At 62.6% G+C, this 17,293-nt stretch carries 15 protein-coding genes; 9 read left to right on the forward strand and 6 right to left on the reverse strand.

The window, feature by feature from the left end; genetic code table 11:
• Nucleotides 1-2: 2 nt before the first annotated feature.
• The 5 genes from DHB74_RS02445 (at nucleotide 3) to DHB74_RS02465 (ending at nucleotide 3,669) form a co-directional block, all read left to right on the forward strand.
• A complete protein-coding gene (locus tag DHB74_RS02445) occupies nucleotides 3-866 on the forward strand; it encodes an ABC transporter substrate-binding protein (protein ID WP_235833881.1) in 864 nt (287 codons plus the stop codon).
• Nucleotides 854-1,840 (forward strand): FecCD family ABC transporter permease, encoded by a 987-nt coding sequence (locus tag DHB74_RS02450; RefSeq protein ID WP_136868942.1) that lies wholly within the window; start codon nucleotides 854-856, stop codon nucleotides 1,838-1,840. Before DHB74_RS02445 ends, DHB74_RS02450 begins: the two co-directional genes overlap by 13 nt.
• Nucleotides 1,831-2,559 (forward strand): ABC transporter ATP-binding protein, encoded by a 729-nt coding sequence (locus tag DHB74_RS02455; protein ID WP_136868941.1) that lies wholly within the window; start codon nucleotides 1,831-1,833, stop codon nucleotides 2,557-2,559. Before DHB74_RS02450 ends, DHB74_RS02455 begins: the two co-directional genes overlap by 10 nt.
• Before the next feature lie 6 nt (nucleotides 2,560-2,565).
• On the forward strand, nucleotides 2,566-3,108 hold the full coding sequence (locus tag DHB74_RS02460; RefSeq protein ID WP_499160679.1) for an ATP:cob(I)alamin adenosyltransferase: 543 nt from the start codon (nucleotides 2,566-2,568) through the stop codon (nucleotides 3,106-3,108).
• A gap of 129 nt (nucleotides 3,109-3,237) precedes the next feature.
• A complete protein-coding gene (locus DHB74_RS02465; protein WP_499160680.1) occupies nucleotides 3,238-3,669 on the forward strand; it encodes a DUF3010 family protein in 432 nt (143 codons plus the stop codon).
• Between the two features lie 69 nt (nucleotides 3,670-3,738).
• Here DHB74_RS02465 and DHB74_RS02470 read toward each other — a convergent pair whose 3' ends face one another.
• Together DHB74_RS02470 and DHB74_RS02475 are read right to left on the reverse strand one after the other, a co-directional pair.
• Nucleotides 3,739-5,109, reverse strand: coding sequence for an ATP-binding protein (locus DHB74_RS02470; RefSeq protein WP_499160681.1), 1,371 nt, complete (start codon nucleotides 5,107-5,109; stop codon nucleotides 3,739-3,741).
• Nucleotides 5,106-5,777, reverse strand: coding sequence for a response regulator (locus tag DHB74_RS02475; RefSeq protein WP_499160682.1), 672 nt, complete (start codon nucleotides 5,775-5,777; stop codon nucleotides 5,106-5,108). Before DHB74_RS02475 ends, DHB74_RS02470 begins: the two co-directional genes overlap by 4 nt.
• A 134-nt stretch (nucleotides 5,778-5,911) precedes the next feature.
• On the opposite strand from DHB74_RS02475, the gene dsbD reads away from it, so the two are divergent.
• The 4 genes from dsbD (at nucleotide 5,912) to DHB74_RS02495 (ending at nucleotide 10,653) form a co-directional block, all read left to right on the forward strand.
• On the forward strand, nucleotides 5,912-7,732 hold the full coding sequence (gene dsbD / locus DHB74_RS02480) for a protein-disulfide reductase DsbD (protein ID WP_499160683.1): 1,821 nt from the start codon (nucleotides 5,912-5,914) through the stop codon (nucleotides 7,730-7,732).
• The gene (locus tag DHB74_RS02485; protein ID WP_280164535.1) at nucleotides 7,729-8,559 is read left to right on the forward strand and encodes a prolipoprotein diacylglyceryl transferase family protein; all 831 of its coding nucleotides are present in this window, start codon (nucleotides 7,729-7,731) and stop codon (nucleotides 8,557-8,559) included. The genes dsbD and DHB74_RS02485 overlap by 4 nt, the downstream gene beginning before the upstream one ends.
• Before the next feature lie 2 nt (nucleotides 8,560-8,561).
• The gene (dsbG, locus tag DHB74_RS02490; RefSeq protein ID WP_280164536.1) at nucleotides 8,562-9,362 is read left to right on the forward strand and encodes a thiol:disulfide interchange protein DsbG; all 801 of its coding nucleotides are present in this window, start codon (nucleotides 8,562-8,564) and stop codon (nucleotides 9,360-9,362) included.
• Nucleotides 9,363-9,450: 88 nt separating this feature from the next.
• Complete coding sequence (locus DHB74_RS02495) at nucleotides 9,451-10,653, forward strand: MFS transporter (RefSeq protein WP_036988555.1); 1,203 nt, start codon at nucleotides 9,451-9,453, stop codon at nucleotides 10,651-10,653.
• Between the two features lie 19 nt (nucleotides 10,654-10,672).
• Here the strand turns inward: DHB74_RS02495 and DHB74_RS02500 are convergent, their stop codons facing one another.
• From DHB74_RS02500 to DHB74_RS02515, 4 genes are read right to left on the reverse strand one after another with little or no spacing between them, the layout of a single operon-like run.
• The gene (locus DHB74_RS02500; protein WP_036988554.1) at nucleotides 10,673-10,978 is read right to left on the reverse strand and encodes a DUF2149 domain-containing protein; all 306 of its coding nucleotides are present in this window, start codon (nucleotides 10,976-10,978) and stop codon (nucleotides 10,673-10,675) included.
• Nucleotides 10,978-11,454 (reverse strand): MotA/TolQ/ExbB proton channel family protein, encoded by a 477-nt coding sequence (locus tag DHB74_RS02505; protein ID WP_036988553.1) that lies wholly within the window; start codon nucleotides 11,452-11,454, stop codon nucleotides 10,978-10,980. Before DHB74_RS02505 ends, DHB74_RS02500 begins: the two co-directional genes overlap by 1 nt.
• A complete protein-coding gene (cobN, locus tag DHB74_RS02510; protein WP_499160684.1) occupies nucleotides 11,451-15,347 on the reverse strand; it encodes a cobaltochelatase subunit CobN in 3,897 nt (1,298 codons plus the stop codon). Before cobN ends, DHB74_RS02505 begins: the two co-directional genes overlap by 4 nt.
• A 2-nt stretch (nucleotides 15,348-15,349) precedes the next feature.
• The gene (locus DHB74_RS02515) at nucleotides 15,350-17,293 is read right to left on the reverse strand and encodes a TonB-dependent receptor domain-containing protein (protein ID WP_036988551.1); all 1,944 of its coding nucleotides are present in this window, start codon (nucleotides 17,291-17,293) and stop codon (nucleotides 15,350-15,352) included.

Raw genomic sequence — 17,293 nt, forward strand, 5'->3', positions numbered from 1 at the left:
GAATGACTACACACCCCCGCCATCAGCTGCATGCTGAACGCTGCTCCTTTGCCTCGGCCCTCACCGCTCGGGCAGGGGGGCGGCTGCGCCGGTGGGTGCTCTGCCTGGCAGCGATCCTGCTGCCAGTTGGCTTGCCTGCATTGGCAGCGACGCCTGAATCACCCCAACGCATCGTCTCCCTCGATCTATGCATGGACTGGGCATTGGCTCATCACGCCGATCCGGCCCGGGTGGCTGCACTGTCGCCTATGCATCTGCGCTACCCGATCCACTGGATCGACGCTGGCTGGCCTGCCCATGACGGCTCGTTGGAACAGGTGGTAAGTCTGCAGCCCGACCTGGTGTTGGCCGGCCAGTACAGCGCCCTGCTGCTGCGCGAGCGTATGCGAACCCTGAATTATCGAGTGGAGATACTGCCATTACCCACTACGCTGGGGCAGGTGGAATCCTATGAGCGCCAATTGCTGGAGCTGATCGGTCGCAACCCTGACCTCGCGCAACCGGCACCCGTTCGCCACACGCCACAGCCCGACGCCAAACGCCTGTTGCTGCTCGGTTCCAACGGTATCGGTACTGGCCGTGATACCTTCGAGCATCAAATCATCGAACAGGCCGGCTGGCGCAACTATCTGACCGACTCGGGGCATGTGCAACTGGATCTGGAACAGATCGCCAGCGATCCGCCGGACGCCATTCTGTTCGCGGCCCCCGAACACCAGGCGCTGGCCAACCGCTTTGCCGAACATCCGGTGCTGCGCCGCAGCATCCCGGCTGACGGCTGGCTCACCACCGACTACTGGCGCTGGCAATGTCCCGGCCCCTGGACCTGGGACCTGATAAGGCAACTCAATCAATGGCTCGACTGATCACTCCCGCCCTGCTGGCGTTGTTGCTGGTGACGGCGCTGGCCTCCTTGTCAGTCGGCTCAACCTCGGTGGCCGTACTGGCAGGGTTGGCCGACTTCCTTACCGGCCAAAGCAGCCTGGACGCCATTGTCATCGGTGAGGTTCGCTTGCCACGCACGCTGATTGCACTGGCGGTGGGCGCCGCACTGGGCCTGAGTGGTGCAGCGCTACAGGGACTGCTGCGCAACCCACTGGCCGAGCCCAGTCTGACCGGTGCCAGCCAGGGCGCAGCATTGGGCGCGGCCAGCGTATTCTACTTCGGCCTGTTTCCCGGCCTGGGCGCTGCCGCGCCAGGTGTAGCCGGCCTGATCGGCGCGGCCATCGCGTTGCTGTTGATGCTGGCCCTGGCCGGCTCGGCCCGCTCGCATATGGTGATCATGGCCGGGCTGGCGATTTCCACGCTGTGCGGTGCGGCGCTGGCTACCGTATTGAACTTCGCGCCCAACCCCTACGCCATGCAGGAATTGGTGTTCTGGCTGCTCGGCTCGGTTTCCGAGCGTGGGCTGGAGCATTTATGGCTGCTGCTGCCGGCGTTGCTGATAGGTAGCGCGCTGATTATCAGCCAACGCCGACTGCTCAGCGGTCTGAGCCTGGGCGATCAGGTAGCCCGCAGCATGGGACTGAATTACCGCAATGGCAGCATCATGATCGTGCTCGGTGCCGCCATGCTGGTCGGCAGCTCGGTGGCGGTGGCCGGCAGTATCGGTTTTGTCGGTTTGCTGGTGCCACATCTGCTGCGCCCATTGGTACAGCATCGCCCGGAGCGGCTGTTGATCCCGGCGGCGCTGGCCGGTGCCATTCTGGTCTGCCTGGCGGATATCGGCGTGCGCCTGTTGCCACCGGGCCAGGAACTCAAGCTGGGTGTGCTGACCTCGCTGCTCGGTGCGCCACTGTTCATCTGGCTGGTATGGAAGGAGCGTAAACGGTGGATCTGATCGATACCCGCCACCTGAGCGTCGGCCAGCGCCTGGTGAACATCAACCTGAACCTGGTGGCCGGGGAAATGCTCGGCATCATTGGCGCCAACGGCGCAGGCAAATCCACCCTGCTGCATTGCCTGGCGGGCATCCAGCCGTATCAGGGCAATATTCGGCTGGCAGGTACGCCGCTGGCCTCGATTGCCGAGCGCCAGCGAGCGCAGCAATTGGGCTTCCTGCCGCAGAGCAGTCACAGCGCCTGGGCATTGTCGGTGCGCGATGTGATCAGTCTCGGGCGGTTGCCCTGGGGCGATACCAATGCCGAGGCCATCGCCCAGGCCGCTGCCGCCGCCCAGGTGCAAGACTGGCTGGATCGCCAGATCGATCAGCTCTCCGGCGGGCAACAGGCCAGGGTCTGGCTGGCCCGTGTGCTGGCCGGCCAACCGCGGGTGCTGCTGGCCGATGAGCCAGTGGCCAGTCTTGACCTGTTCCAGCAGCAGAACGTACTGCGTCTGCTGCGCCGCTATGCCCAGAGCGGGCGTGGGGTGATGCTGTCGATCCACGACCTGTCACTGGCCGCCCGTTACTGTGATCGCCTGTGCCTGCTCCATGAAGGTCAACTGCTTGCTATCGGCACACCTGCCGAGGTACTGACCGGCCAGCATCTGCAGCAGGCGTTCCAGGTCGATGCGCATATCGATCTGGATAGCGACCCACCCATCATTATCCCCAGGTAAGTGACCATGGCCTTCAAGTTCGGCAAGAATTTCGACGAGATGTGTTATCCCTTCATGTACGAAAGCTCGTCGCTCTGCGACTTCGAAGTCATCACCGATGAGCTGTGCGGCCATATCGGCGCCATCATTTCCCACCTGCCGGACGACATGCCGGACATCGCCGCCGACCTGGAGCAGGTCCAGCCGCTGGCCTTCCATATCAATGGCTCGATCCGTGGCCGGCTGGCTGTCAGCGAGGAGGATCAGGCCTGGCTGCAGGCACGCCTGAACCACTATAAAGAGGAAGTTGCCGACCGCCTGGGCGGTTTCGTTCTGCCCCGCGGCACCCCACCCATTCCACAGCTGCACCTGGCCCGCTCCGCCTGCAAGAAAGCCATCCGCGCCATGGTTCGGGTCGATGCGGAAGGCAAGGAAGTTCCCATGCTGCTGCCGCGCATGTGCAATATGCTGTGCAACTTATTCTTTATGTTGACGCTGGTGATCAACAAGCGGCGCGGGTTGATCGAGCCGACCTTCATCAGCCGCAGCTATGGCCGACCGGACAGCTGACAACATGCCTGTTTCGGGCGACTTATCCGTTGCGTGGATGCACCCGCCTGCGTTTTAGTCGAGAATGGCTGCTGTTCATGACGATGTTTTTTATTCAGCGAGTGCTGCGATCAGCAACGGAGAATCAGTATGCGTATTTGTGGTATCGAGTTGACCGGCAATGAAGCCGTGGTGTGCTTGCTCAACGGGGAACAGGGGTTGTTCAATCTGCCGGACAGCCGCATCCGCAAGCTGACATTGAAGAAGGAGCACGCTCGCGCCGACTTGCAGCGATTCCAGAAGGAGCTGGTGCAGTTTCTGAAGGATTACAAAGTGGAGCGCGTGGTCATCAAGGAGCGCATGCAGAAGGGCAAGTTCGCCGGCGGCGCCATCAGCTTCAAGCTGGAGGCGGCAATCCAGCTGATTGCGGATTCGGACATCGAGGTCACCCTGCTCTCGCCGACGCAGATCAAGAGTGTCCTGTCAGCCAATCCCCTGCCCGTCCCCTTCGCGGACACAGGGCTGAAGCAGTTTCAGGAAGGCGCCTTTCTGACCGCCTATGCGGGGCACTTCTCCGGGTGATGAGCTTCGCCTGAGTGACGGCGGGTCGGTCGCTCTGCGCTAACCGGACCATGATGCACCTCTGGATGGCTATGGGACTGAGGTGATGTCATCGGCCGCCGGTAGCACCAGTTCGGCAACCAACCCGCCATCGCGATGATTGCTGATGGAAAAGCTGCCCCGGTGCTTCTCGGCAATCAACTGGACGATGGACAACCCCAATCCGCTGCCGGCGCCATCATGCTGGGCCCGCCAGAAGCGCGCAGCCACTTCGGGTATGTCCTCTGCCGCCAATCCCGGACCTTGATCACGCACCCGGATGCGGACCCGCAAATCAGGCTCGTGGTGCAACTCGACCGTCACCGGGCTACCCTGCGGTGAATAGCGCAGCGCGTTATCCAGCAGATTGCGCAGCGCGCTGGTCAAGAGCGAGGCGGGAATGACCGCAGCGATCTCCGTCACCCCCGGCGGCTCGACCAGGTTGACCCGCGAGCCGGCATCCAGCTCCAAGGGCTCCAGTTCCGCCAAGGCTTGTCGCGCGGCATCGGCAACAGAAGTGGACTGGGCTTCGGGAGATGGCTGGTTGCTGTCCAGCCGCGCCAGCAGCAACAACTGGTCCAGGGTTTCCTGCAACCGCACAGCCCCCTGCTCGGCGCAGGCCACGGAATCCCGGACCAGTTGGGTATCATTGCCTCTGGAAAGCGCAATCCGCGCTACTTGCAGATGGGTGCGGACGGCGGTGAGCGGCGTGCGCAGCTCATGGGCGGCATCATCCGTGAAGCGTCTTTCCCGGCGTATGGCCGCGGCCACCCGATGTAGTAACTCATGCACGGTGTCGATCAGCGGTTGCAGGTCGGCAGGCGCATCGATCGCCGGCAGCGGGGTCAGATCGGCAGGATCACGCCCGGCCAGGGCTGCCCGTACCCGATCGAAGGGGCGCAGTCCCTGCGTGGTTGCCCACCACACCAGGATCAGGCTGCCGATCAGCGCAAAGGCGAACGGCAAGCCAACAGACAGGGCCATATCCCTCAGCAGCGCACTGCGAACGCCCATCCGGTCTGCCACGGCAATACGCAGGCCGCTCTGCTGCAGCACATAAACCCGCCAGACATTACCATCACGTACATAGGTGCCAAAACCGGGTTCGACATCGGCAATGACCGGTCCGCCCTGCGTGCGCAGCAGCGTGCTGGTGATCTGCCCGCGCATGATGCTCACCTCGCAGGCCAACCCGTCCAGGGTAGCAATATCGATCTGCGGCTGGCTGGGCTCCATGTTCAGCACATCCCTCGGCATCTGTTCGATCAGCCCCGCCACCATCTGCGCTGACGCCTGCAGGCGGTTATCCAGTACCGATTGCAATTCCCGGCGCATATCCAGGAATAGCCACCCGGCCATGATGCTCCACAGGACGCTGAGCGAGATGCCGATGACCAGCAATAACCGCAGCCGGAGGCTCATGCCCCGCCCTCCCCCGACCCAAGCCGGTAGCCCTGCCCACGTACGGTTTCTATGATGTCCTGGCCCAACTTGCGGCGCAGATGATGGATATGGACGCTGAGTGCATTGCTCTCCACATTCTGCTCCAGACCATAGATGCTGTCTTCGAGCTGGGCGTTGCTCAGGATCTGCCGGGGATATTGGAAGAACACCTGCAGCAGGGCAAATTCCCGGCGAGTCAGCTCAACCGGATCGCCGGAGCGCCAGGCCTGCCCCTGCTCGGGGAGCAGCCGAATATCCCGCCAGCGGATCTCCCTGGCCGTGCGCCCACTGGCGCGGCGCAGCAGTGCCTGCAGGCGGGCGCGCAGCTCATTCAGGTCGAAGGGCTTGGTCAGGTAATCATCCGCTCCATCGCTCAGCCCGGCGATTCTGTGTGCCACGGCGTCGCGGGCGGAAAGGATAAGGATCGGCAGATCGCGACCACCGGCTCGCCAACGGCGCAGCAATGCAATGCCGTCTTCATCCGGCAGGCCGAGATCGAGAATCACCAGATCGACGTGGGTAGACCTGAGCACATTGTCAGCCGACCGGGCGCTGTGCACCGTGGTGACGGAGTAGTCGTGGAGCCGCAGCCCGGCGCTGACGCCACTGGCCACCAGCGCATTATCCTCGACCAGCAGTACATGCATATTCACTACCTTTGTTGGCTAGGGGTAGAAGATCGCACCCGAAAATGAAGTCGCCATTAAGAATCGGCTTAACCTGAGGTTAATCTGCCGCCGACAAGCTCAGTCCCCATTCTACTGGGTTATGGAGTGGCGGCATGGGTATGCGCTGTTCAAGACAACTGCTGAAGCAGAGCAGCAGACTCTGCCTTTTACTGCTACTGACGCTGGCCGGCCTGGCCCATGGCGATGACTTTCTTGCGCCGGAGCAGGCATTCCGCCTGCAGGTGCTGGAGCAGGATGCAGAGACCGGACGGCTGCTGCTGCACTTTGATATCGCCGATGGCTACTACCTGTACCGCGACCAGTTCGCCGCAAGGCCAACGGCTGGTGGCACGGTGGAGGCCGGCGAGTTGCCGGCTGGCGAGATGATCGAGGATATGACCTTCGGCCAGACCAGCATACTGCGCAATGCAGTGCAGTGGGAATTGCAGTCCCGTGACAGCACCGCAGTGGATATTGTCTGGCAGGGCTGCGCCGATGGTGGCCTGTGTTATCCGCCTCAGCAGCATCGGATCGAGTTTGCCAGCGCCAAGACAGCTACCACTGCCAGTGGCAACCTCAGCATGGCCCCTGCTGCACAACCCTTGACGACCCTCGCCAGCGCCAGTGAAAGCCGGCTATTCGACTGGCTGCAAAACTCCTCGCTGCCGTTGACCCTCCCCGTGTTCTTCCTGCTCGGCGTGGCACTGACGTTCACTCCCTGCGTGCTGCCAATGGTGCCAATCCTGTCCAGCCTGATTCTGGGTCGCCAGGTATCGACTGGCCAAGCGCTGCGTCTGACCACCGCTTTCGTGCTGCCCATGGCCGCCACCTACGCGTTGCTGGGTGCAGTTGCAGCACTGCTGGGCGCGCAATTGCAGGCAATGCTGCAGAACATCTGGGTCATCGGCACTCTTGGGGGCCTGTTCCTGGTGCTGGCATTGGCCATGTTCGGTATTTTCACCCTGCAGTTACCCTCCGGCCTGCGCACGCGACTGGATGAGCTGAGCCGCGGCACCCAGGGTGGCACTTATATCGGCGCGGCGCTGCTGGGTGTGCTCTCGGCGCTGCTGGTCGGCCCTTGCATGACCGCACCGTTGGCCGCCGTGCTGCTCTATGTGGCGCAAACCGGCGACGTCAGCGTGGGTACCGGCCTGCTGTTCAGCATGGGCCTGGGAATGGGGCTGCCGCTCATGGTGATCGGCACCCTAGGAGCCCGTTACCTGCCAAGGCCCGGGCCCTGGATGAATCTGGTAAAAGGGGCCTTCGGCTTCGCCCTGCTGGCCACCGGCATCTGGATGCTGGACCGGGTACTGCCTGCGGCGCTGGTGCTGGCGCTATGGGGAGTTTTGCTTCTCGCGCTGGGATTATCTCTGGCTCATCAGGCAACGACACGGCGACCGTCATCAATGCTATTGTTGCGCACTCTGGGCGTTGCGCTGGGCATCTGGGGTGGCGCGCAGTTGCTGGGCGCCTCGGCAGGCGCGGTGGATCCGCTGCGCCCTCTGAGCTGGGCACAACCTAGTGCATCACCAGCCGATGACCCTGCGGGGTCGCTCCAGTTCGAGCCGGTGACCAGCCTGCCGCAATTGCAGCAGCGACTGCAGCTGGCGCAAACCCAGGGGCAGGCGGTCATGGTCGACTTCACCGCTGACTGGTGTGTGTACTGCAAGGTGATCGAGCGGGACGTCTATACCGCCGATAGCGTGCTACGGAGCACCAATGGCATCACCTTGCTGCAGGTCGATGTGACCGACCACAGCGCTGAGCAGCGCGCCTTGATGCGCCACTTCCAGATCGCCGGGCCGCCGACGGTCATGGTCTTCAATCCACAGGGGCAGGAGCAGCGACAGGCACGCCTGGTAGGAGCCTTCGATGAGCAGAAACTGCTCGACAGCCTTGCCCTGATCACCGAATTTCAAGGATATTCCCAATGAATCTGTTCGTCCCGATCGGCCCTTTCTCCCTGCCATTGAATGCATTACTGGTAATGATTGCGGCTGTGCTGGGGTCATGGATCGCCGCGCGGCATGCCAAGCGTCTCGGGATCAGCAGCGAGGGGGCGGTGTGGCTCGCACTGGCGAGTGGCCTGGTGGCCGCACGCCTGGGTTTTGTTTTCAACTACGCCGACGTCTACCTTGCCGAACCATTGAGCCTGCTCGATATCCGGGACGGGGGCTGGAATGCCTGGTGGGGCCTGGCCACCGTCTGGGCGTGCACCCTGCTGATCATCCACCGACGCCCAGCATTGCGCCAACCCATGCTCAAGGGCATCTCGACCTTCAGTCTGATCCTGTTGCTGAGCATTGCCCTCAATGCACTGCCCACCAGCGCCAACCGACCACTGCCCAATCTGCCGGTGACTGCCTTGAATGGCGACAGCGTGAGGCTGCCGGACTTCGCCGGCAAGCCGACCGTGATCAACCTCTGGGCCTCATGGTGCCCACCGTGTCGCCGGGAAATGCCAGTGTTCGAGCAAGCCCAGGCAGAACGCGAGGACATGCATTTCGTCTTCCTCAATCAGGGCGAAGACGGCGCAACGGTACAGGACTTCCTGCGCGATACCGGTCTGGTCCTGGATAACGTGCTGCTGGACCGGATGGCCGATATGGGCCAGTCGCTGGGACAACGCGGGCTGCCGGTGACGCTGTTCTTCAACGCCGAAGGCAATCTGGAAGACATACGCCTGGGTGAGCTGTCGCGCGGCAGCCTGGCCCAACGGCTGGACGCCCTGACACCAGAACTTCTATCGGAGGAAAAATAACCATGGGCAAGATCAATCACCGGCTGACCGGTGCACTCCTGGTCGGCCTGCTGGCCTCGCCAACCCTGACTGCCGCACCGGAGCCGGCAGCACTGCAGCAACTACGGGATATGGGCGTACAGTTCACCGGGACCTTCCCGGCCAAGGGTGGTCTCACCGCCTGGGCCGGCTATCACGGTGACCAGCCACTGGCGGTCTACGAAGCGCCGGACGGCGAACATATCATTCTCGGCAGAATCCTGGACGCCGAAGGCCGCGACGTGAACCAGACCGCTCTGGAGCAGCAGGTCGGCTCGCATATGTCCACGGATGTCTGGGAACGCCTGGCCCAGAGCAACTGGATAACCGATGGCGCAGCAGACGCGCCCATGGTGGCCTATGTCTTCACCGACCTGAACTGTCCCTATTGCAACAAGCTATGGGTCGATGCCCGGCCCTGGATTGACAGCGGAAAACTGCAGCTGCGGCATGTACTGGTCGGCATCATTCGCGAGAACAGCGCCGCCAAGGCTGCCACCCTGCTGACCGCCGAGAACGCGGAGCAGCAGTTGGGGGAGCACGCGCGCCTGCACATGGAAGCCGGCGATGGTCGGATACGTCCCATCAGCGACGAAGGCGTGCCGCCAATGGCCAGGATTCCTGCGCCGATCCAGGCCCAACTGGATGCCAATCACACCCTGATGGCCGAGCTGGGTCTGCGCGCCACACCGGCGGTAGTCTGGCTGGATGAGAGCGGCAAGCTGCACAAGCAGACCGGTGCGCCGGATTCGCTGTTGCCGCACATTGCCGGTCCGATCGAATAATCCAGAGCCGGGCAAGCCGTAGTTCTTTATAGTAGCGGCACCGAATGGTGAGCAGATGAAGTGCTCAAGCGAGAAAGGAGACTAACCGATGTTGGGCACTCGCCAGGAACAGCGCAACACTATCTGGCGGCTAGCGATAGCCCAGGCGCTGGCAGGCGCCAATTCGGTGGTGATCTATGCGACGGGAGCCATTATCGGCGCCACGCTCGCGCCCATCGAGGCGCTGGCGACGTTGCCCATTTCGATCTTCGTGGTCGGGATGGCTGCCTGCATCCTGCCGACCGGCAGAATCGCCCGCCGCTACGGCCGTCGCGCCTCCTTTCTTGCCGGCAGTGCTTGCGGCGTACTGGCCGGTCTGCTGGCCATGCTGGCGGTAATGCTGGGGTCCTTCTGGCTATTTTGCCTGGCGACGTTCTTTGGCGGCGCCTATGCCGCCGTGGTGCTGTCTTTCCGCTTTGCCGCAGCGGATTGCGTCGAACCCGAATGGCGGCCTCGTGCCCTATCCATCGTCATGGCCGGTGGTGTGGCGGCCGGTGTGTTCGGGCCGCAGCTGGTGACCTACACCATGCATCTGTGGGAACCGCCCATGTTCGCCGCCACCTTCCTCGCCCAGGCGCTGGTGGCAGGCCTGTCAGCAATGGTGCTGGCCGGCGTGCGGTTGCCCATGCCCACCGCCGCCGAAATAGCCGGCGGGCGTCCGCTCATTGAACTGGTGCGCCAACGGCGCTTCATCATTGCCGTCATCTGCGGCGCCGTTTCCTACCTGCTGATGAACTTCCTGATGACCGCCGCACCGCTGGCCATGCGCATGTCCGGGCACACCCAGGAACATGCCAACCTCGGCCTGCAATGGCATGTGATTGCCATGTATGCGCCGAGTTTTTTCACCGGCAGGCTCATCACCCGGTTCGGCGCCGGCCGGATTGTCACGTCGGGCCTCGTCCTGATCGGCGCCTCGGCGGCCATCGGCCTGGCCGGTATCGATATTCCGCACTTCTGGATCATGCTGATCTTGCTGGGTCTGGGCTGGAACTTCGGCTTTATCGGCGCCTCGGCGATGGTGCTTGAATGTCACCGACCGGAAGAGAAAACCCGCGTGCAGGCGCTCAATGACTTCATCGTGTTCGGCACCATGGCCGTGGGCTCGTTCGCCTCCGGCGGCCTGCTGACTGCCCATGGCTGGGACACGGTGCTCTGGGTGTCGTTCGCGCCCTTGATACTGGCCGTTGCGGCGCTATTGCTGGCAGCAATGATGCGCCCCGCTTCGTCCATGGGAGCGGGGCCGTTGTGATAAACACTCACCGGCCGGCCTATCCCTCCGGTATGTAGATCATGCGTCCATCATTGAGCCGGTAGGTGACACCGGCGCGGCTGCCCTGGCCTTCTCCTACTTCGCCGCTGGCTTCGTAGCGGGTCAGCTCTTCGCCGTCCTTGATCGTCATTCGCATATCACTTTGCCCAGGATTCTCGATCACTATCACGCTTTCCTCGGTGAAGGGATTAAGCGGGTTCTGGACGATGATCACCAGCAGAATGCCAATCACAACCAGGAACAGGTCGATCAGGTTGACCATGGACAGCAGCGGATCGTCTTCGTCTTCTTCAAGAAAGCGCATCAGACATTTTCCCCGGCGCGTTCCATGCTACGCAATTCCTGCAACAGCCAGCGGCGGCGAACAGTCAGGATAAAGTAACTGATACTGGCGGCCAGCAGCGCCAGTATCACTGCGGAGAAGGCCACCACCAGATTATCGCCGATGCCCTGCGCATCGCTGCGGGTCAGCGCGAGTAGCGCCGGCCCCATCGGGATCATGGTAGCTACCAGCCCCAGCATGGGAGTGCTGCGTGAAGTGATACGCAACCATTCCAGGCGCTGCATGATATGCAACTCCAGATCATCACTGGTACCGCCATGGCTCTGCTGCCAGCTCGCAAGCAGCGGTCGATAACAACCCCGCCGACGCTGCCAGGCTTCCATAGCGAAGCTGCCCAAGGCAATCAGCGAGTAGATCAGTGCGGCGATAATCAACAGCAGCACCGGTGTGAGAAACCAGCGGGTGAGTTCGTATAGTCCGACTTCCAGAGCGTTCATGTTGCTTCCACTTGATATGTATTGATGGGGGTATTGCGATTGGCCCGCTGCTGCTTCCAGGCGCCGAAGAGAATGCAACCGAGCATGCCCTGCAGACCGGCCCAGATACGCCAGGGCGTTTGCGTCTCGCTCTGGGGCGAGACCTCCTGCATGACCTGACCACGCACCGAGGTGCTGTCAGCGGGCTGACTGGCGGCCTGTTCGGCGGAGACTGCCCGGTCATGCGGCTCATTCGCCGTGGCTCCACCAAGGCCGAAGCCGGCGGCCATATCGCTGATGAATTCCACGGTCAGCGCCGCGCCGCTATCGGCGCCATGCTCTTCGATCAGGGCCTGCCAGCGCTCCACCAGTTCGCGGCGGGTTTGCTGGTCGGCGTCCCAGTGGCCCTTGCGGATCGCCTCGACCATACGTTCGATGAGTTGCGCCTGGGCCGTCGGATTGTGTTGCTCGAACCAGGCGTTCAGGTCCAGCTCACGACTGTCCCGCACATAGCTGTCGTGTACCGCCTGCCACTGATCGTCGCGCACCATGTCGCTATCGGTGGCTTGCCAACCCCACAGATTGTTCACGATATTCAACAGCTCCAGTGTGCCGGCGTAGCCCTCCTGCTGCATGGCGCCGATCCACTGGGGATTGAGATAGCGACTGCGCAATTCGCCAGCGAGAAACTGGGCAGCGCCGGTGGTCTTGGGGGTGTTCTGACGCAGATCGCTGATATATAGCGCCGGCGCCTGGCCGTTGATCTGCCGCACCGCCTGCGACAGCCCACCGAGGTACTCGAAGGGATGGTCGGTGGACAGTAATCCATTGACCGTGGAGGATCGCGCCAGCACCGCGGCTTGCACTCCCTTGAGTTGTTCGGCAAACAGGTTCCCAGTGGGAGGCGGTGCGACCAGCCCGCTGCTGCCGTAGCCACGCTGCAGACGTTGCAGAAACTGCTCGGCCAGCACCGACTCATCTTCCCAAGTGGTGGAGTCCAGCGTCAGCTGGGTGACACCGGTGCCATAATCGCCGGGCGCATTGCTGAAAATCCGTACATTGGCCAGGCGGGAGGCTTGCTCACTATCCAGCCCCTGCATCTCCAGCCGCTCGATCAAGGCGCGGTTATTGCTGGCGAGCGGGTTGTCCGGCTCATTCAATTGCGCGAGTCGGTCGATGGCGTCGGCCAGCAACAGCATGAAACCATCGAACTGATCGCGGTAGACACTGGTGACCTGCAAGACCACATCGATGCGCGGCCGCCCCAGCTCGCTGCGCGGGATAATTTCCAGCGCGCGTACCCGGCCACCGCTATCCCATACCGGACGCAGACCCAGCGCATGCAGCACCTGGCTTTCGAGAATACCCAGATGGCGCATGGCCTCGGACGACCAGAGGCTGAAAGCGAGCTTGGTTGGCGCCTGGCCATCGTGCTCGTCGCGATAGGCTTGCAGCAATTGCTCCAGAGCTTGCTCACCGGCGTCATAGGCATTGGCGGTAGGCAGCTTGTCGGCCTCGAAGGCATACAGGTTGCGGCCACTGGGCACCTGCGGATTGCGTACCGGGTCACCGCCCGGCCCCGGGGCGATGAAGCCACCGGCCAATCCGGCCAGCAGCGCCTCGATCTCGCCGGTTTCGGCCAGGTTCTGCTGCTGCTCGCGGGCCGTTAGCAACCAATCATGCAGTTCGGTACCACCCATCTGCTGGATCGACTCTCCATGCAGCAAATGCCGTGCGAGTAACTGGTAGGCAGGGCTGCCCTGCAACTCGGCAAAATCCAGCGCAGCAGGCTCATCACTATCGAACGGCGTACCATTGGCAGCCGCCACCGCTTGCAGATAGGACGGACCGAGCTGCTGAATCACGGTGCTCAGCTGATGCTCGATAGCGGCGGGCTGTCCAAAGGTATGCAAGCCAAGTGGCAAGCTGTCTGCCGCCAGGGCATGCAGATAATCATGCAGGGCAGCAAAGAAGCCGGGAAAGTCCTGTGCTGCGCTTGCTTCATCCCAGCCGAGGTCGGCGAGCATGCCCTGCTCGGCCACCTGTTCCAGAATGGCCTCAGCCGTCTGCTCACGTACCGCACCTTCTTCCAGCTGCTGATACTGGTGGATCAGGTCATGCAGCTCGCGCAGCTCGTCATACAACCCGGCGGGGGCGAAGGGTGGCGTCTGGTGGCTGACCACCACTGCGCGCCCGCGTCGCCGGGCCTGCATGGCCTCGCCGATATTATCCTGGATATAGGGATAGAACACCGGCAGATCACCCAGCGCGAGGAATGGATAATCCTCCACTGCCAGTCCGCGGTCCTTGCCCGGCAACCACTCCTGAGTGCCATGGGTGCCGAAGTGGATCAACGCATCGGCTTGGTCGTGCAACCAAAGATAGGCCGCCAGATAGATATGGTCCGGCGGTAGCGCGGTATCGTGATAGGACTCGCCCGGACGGCCGGCCCGGGGCGGCTGCGGCATCACCAGCAACGTGCCAAGCTGAGCCCGGGGAATGATGAAATGTGGTTGACCGTCGATCTGGCGCAGCGCCCAATGACTGGCCGGATCGCCCCAGCGCTCCTGCATTTCCTGCTGCACCGATGCGGCCAGGCTGTGTAGCCACTGCTGGTAGGTAACCAGAGGCAATGCCGCTGCCAACTCGCCGCGGTAAAGGGCATCCAGGGTGTCGGGGCGGTAATAACCGGCGAGCAAGCGCTGGCCAAGATGGATGAACTGCTGCTCATCGGTGGCCGGTACCCGGTAGCCCGCCTCGGCCAGAGCCGCACTTAACGCAGCGAGGCTACGCGGCACATTCAGATTCGAGGCCGACAGGTTGCGCTCGCCGCCCGGATGGTTCCAGAAGAGCAGGGCCAGTTGCTTGTCCGTTGGCGGCAAATCCTGCAGGCGTACCAGCCGGTCGATCTTGCCCAGCAGAGCTTCAGCCTGTGCCGGTACCAACCGGGGCTCGCCCTGCTCCACCACGCCGATCACGAGCGGATCGCTAAGACCCCAGGTTTCCGGCACGCCGAGCAGCGTGGCTACGGCGTGGGTAGCAATGCCCGAACTGGACTGCTGCCAATCTTCCAGGCTGCTACGCTGGATAAAACCCTGCAATACCGGGATACCGAGCTGCCGTATCTCGGCCTGGCGCGCCGTGCCATTTTGCATGTGGGTCAGATTGACCAGCACCCGCAAATCCGCGGGCTCGACCACCTCACTCAGCGCCTGCGGATTCTGGCTGTCGATCCAGAACACCAGTGGTGCCTGGCCGCGCTGCTCGCTGGCGTAGATCAGCGCGTCCAGTAACGCCAGTTCGGCATCGGCAATGCTACTGCCATGGGTGATGAAGCCGATGCGCGGCGCCTGCTCAGGCCAGCGATCGTTCCCCCACTGCAGATAGTCCCGCACATTCTCGAATGGCGCTGGCGCATCGGGATGGTAGAAGCCCGCCGCCGGCAGCGGTGCAGCAGGCGGGACCGAAGCTGTGCTCTCACCCGAGCGATGCAACTGCCAGTAATCAAACAGGTGGCGCACGTTGGTCTCGCCGCCATTGCTGTAATAACCGATCAATTGCCAGGCAACCGGTGGTGATAGGTTACCGAAAGCCGGTGCGCCACCGCCGACCCTGATCCAGGGCGTATCGCTGCGCTCCAGCAGGTCGCCGAGAAAGACCTGCATCTGTGCCAGATCACCGGGCCGGGGCGTATCGAGAATCAACAGACCGGCCAACAGGTCTGCTGGCTCGGCCTCGCCGCTAATATAGCGACTGTCCAGTTGCAGACCGGCGTCTCCTGCCCACCGCTGCAGCCGCGCCAGCTTGCCCGACAACACGAAGTCATTGCTCAGCACACGGATATCGGGCCCGCTCTCCGACCATACCGGGCTGCTGCCCAGTATGAATAGCAGCATCACTAGCAGTCTGCCCATGGTCAAAAGCTCATGCTCAGGCCGACGTGGTAGGTGCGGCCTGGCTCGGGATAGTTGAACAGCACGTTGTCATCCGCCAGCCGCTCATCGCTGAGGTTCTCGATACCCCCGCGCAGGGTCAGGTCAGGCGTCAATTGCTGGCTCAGTTCCAGATGCCAGAGACTGTAGGCCGGTAATCCATACGCGACGTTGCGACTGTAGCCGAGCTGGCTGCCGACATACTCACCACGCAGCTGTGCGTCGAACCCTGGCGTGGGCGACCATTTCAGGTGCGTATTGGCCAGATGCCGCGAGCGGCCGGCCAGACGCTGATCGGCACTGCGATCGATGGCGTCCAGATAGGTATAGTTGATGCCCCAGTGCAGGTTTAGTGGCAGGTCCAGTTCCGTCCCCAGCTCGATACCACGGATGCGCGCCCGATCAACGTTCTCGTAATTGCGCAGCTCACGCCCGCGAACGCCGCAGTCGGCTACGCAGACGGTCTGGATCAGCCCCTTCAGGTTGTTCTGAAAGATGCCGGCGGAGGCAGACCAGCCGTCACCGACGTAATCGGCTACCAACTCATACGTGGTATTGAGTTCCGGACTCAGGTCGGGATTACCGCGGATGGTGAACTGACCGCCACCACCGATCGCCGAGTAACCGGGCGACAGCTGCTTCAAGGTGGGCGCCTTGAAGCCTCGTCCGCCACCACCCTTGATGGTCAGCGAGTCGCCATGGCTGTATACCAGATAGGCACGCGGGCTCTTCTGCCAGCCATACTCCTCATGTTGGTCAAAGCGACTGCCCAGCAGCAGCGACCAATCCTCATGCAACTGGATTTCATCCTGCAGAAACACTGCCCGGTGGGTTGCCTTGCCCTTGCCGCTGGCCAGGCTGTCATCCTCCAGCCGCTCGCGACGCCACTCGCCACCGAGGCTGAGCAAATGGTTGCCCGCCAGGGGCAGGCTGACGGTGGCATCGGCAATATCATCGCTCATCTTCTGCCATGACTTGCTGGAAGTCGGGCGGCTATCGCTGCTCCCACGGTTCAAGGTGTTGCCATAGGCGCGCACCGTGGTCTTGCCCCAGCTCCAGTTTCCTGTGTGGCTCAATGACCACTGATCTCGCTCGATATCATCCTGCGATTCGTATTCCACCCGACTATTCGGCCCGGCCGGGCTGCTGGTATTGCGCCAGCGATCCTCGCGGCCACTCGCCAGCATGAGATCGACCTGCTGCGCCGCGTCCGGAGTCCAGTGCAAGGTCACCCTGCCGCTCTGCGATTCGCGTCCTTCCAGCTCGGATAACGCTGGGTCATCCCGGTCGGTTGTTGCCTGACGCTTGCGGCTCTCGCCTGTGAAACTCAACCCCAGCACGTTCTCGATCAACGGGCCACCGGCATATACGCCCAACTGATGGGTCTGACCACCCTGCCCATGATCTGGTACACCGCCATTAACAGCGAGACTACCCCGCCAGTGGTCAGTAGCCGTACGGGTAATCACATTGACCACGCCGCCCAGCGCCTCGGAACCATACAGCGCGGACATCGGCCCCCGTACCACCTCGATGCGCTCGATAGCTTCTACCGGCACCCAACCGAGATCAAAATCGGCATGCGCGATCGCACTGGCGGCGGTGTTGATACGCTGCCCGTTGACCAGTATCAGCGTCTGCTCGGCGCCCATGCCCCGGATACTCACTCCCCGTCGCCCAAACCCGATACCGGTGAATTGCAGGCCGGGCGCGCCCCGCAGGGCATCCTCCAGATCCTGCACCGGTCGACTAGCCAACTCCTCGCGGGAAATCACCGTAATAGTCGCCGGCGCATCCTGCAGCGAACGTTCAGTGCTGGTAGCCGTCACCACCCGGGATTGCAGGGTGAGCACATCAGCAGCGGCTGAGATTGGCAGCATCGCGGCCAATGGCAGCAATAGAAGATGCCTAGCTTGGGAGTAGGTCAT

Source organism: Pseudomonas sp. G11-1, from assembly GCF_024031555.1.
GTDB lineage: Bacteria > Pseudomonadota > Gammaproteobacteria > Pseudomonadales > Pseudomonadaceae > Halopseudomonas > Halopseudomonas bauzanensis.

Bases quoted from the DNA above. Each gene is read 5' to 3' on its own strand.
- DHB74_RS02445 (WP_235833881.1), top strand. From the start codon at position 3: ATGACTACACACCCCCGCCATCAGCTGCATGCTGAACGCTGCTCCTTT.
- DHB74_RS02450 (WP_136868942.1), top strand. From the start codon at position 854: ATGGCTCGACTGATCACTCCCGCCCTGCTGGCGTTGTTGCTGGTGACG.
- DHB74_RS02460 (WP_499160679.1), top strand. From the start codon at position 2,566: ATGGCCTTCAAGTTCGGCAAGAATTTCGACGAGATGTGTTATCCCTTC.
- DHB74_RS02465 (WP_499160680.1), top strand. From the start codon at position 3,238: ATGCGTATTTGTGGTATCGAGTTGACCGGCAATGAAGCCGTGGTGTGC.
- DHB74_RS02470 (WP_499160681.1), bottom strand. From the start codon at position 5,109: ATGAGCCTCCGGCTGCGGTTATTGCTGGTCATCGGCATCTCGCTCAGC.
- DHB74_RS02475 (WP_499160682.1), bottom strand. From the start codon at position 5,777: ATGCATGTACTGCTGGTCGAGGATAATGCGCTGGTGGCCAGTGGCGTC.
- dsbD (WP_499160683.1), top strand. From the start codon at position 5,912: ATGGGTATGCGCTGTTCAAGACAACTGCTGAAGCAGAGCAGCAGACTC.
- DHB74_RS02485 (WP_280164535.1), top strand. From the start codon at position 7,729: ATGAATCTGTTCGTCCCGATCGGCCCTTTCTCCCTGCCATTGAATGCA.
- dsbG (WP_280164536.1), top strand. From the start codon at position 8,562: ATGGGCAAGATCAATCACCGGCTGACCGGTGCACTCCTGGTCGGCCTG.
- DHB74_RS02495 (WP_036988555.1), top strand. From the start codon at position 9,451: ATGTTGGGCACTCGCCAGGAACAGCGCAACACTATCTGGCGGCTAGCG.
- DHB74_RS02500 (WP_036988554.1), bottom strand. From the start codon at position 10,978: ATGCGCTTTCTTGAAGAAGACGAAGACGATCCGCTGCTGTCCATGGTC.
- DHB74_RS02505 (WP_036988553.1), bottom strand. From the start codon at position 11,454: ATGAACGCTCTGGAAGTCGGACTATACGAACTCACCCGCTGGTTTCTC.
- cobN (WP_499160684.1), bottom strand. From the start codon at position 15,347: ATGGGCAGACTGCTAGTGATGCTGCTATTCATACTGGGCAGCAGCCCG.
- DHB74_RS02515 (WP_036988551.1), bottom strand. From the start codon at position 17,293: ATGACCTACTCCCAAGCTAGGCATCTTCTATTGCTGCCATTGGCCGCG.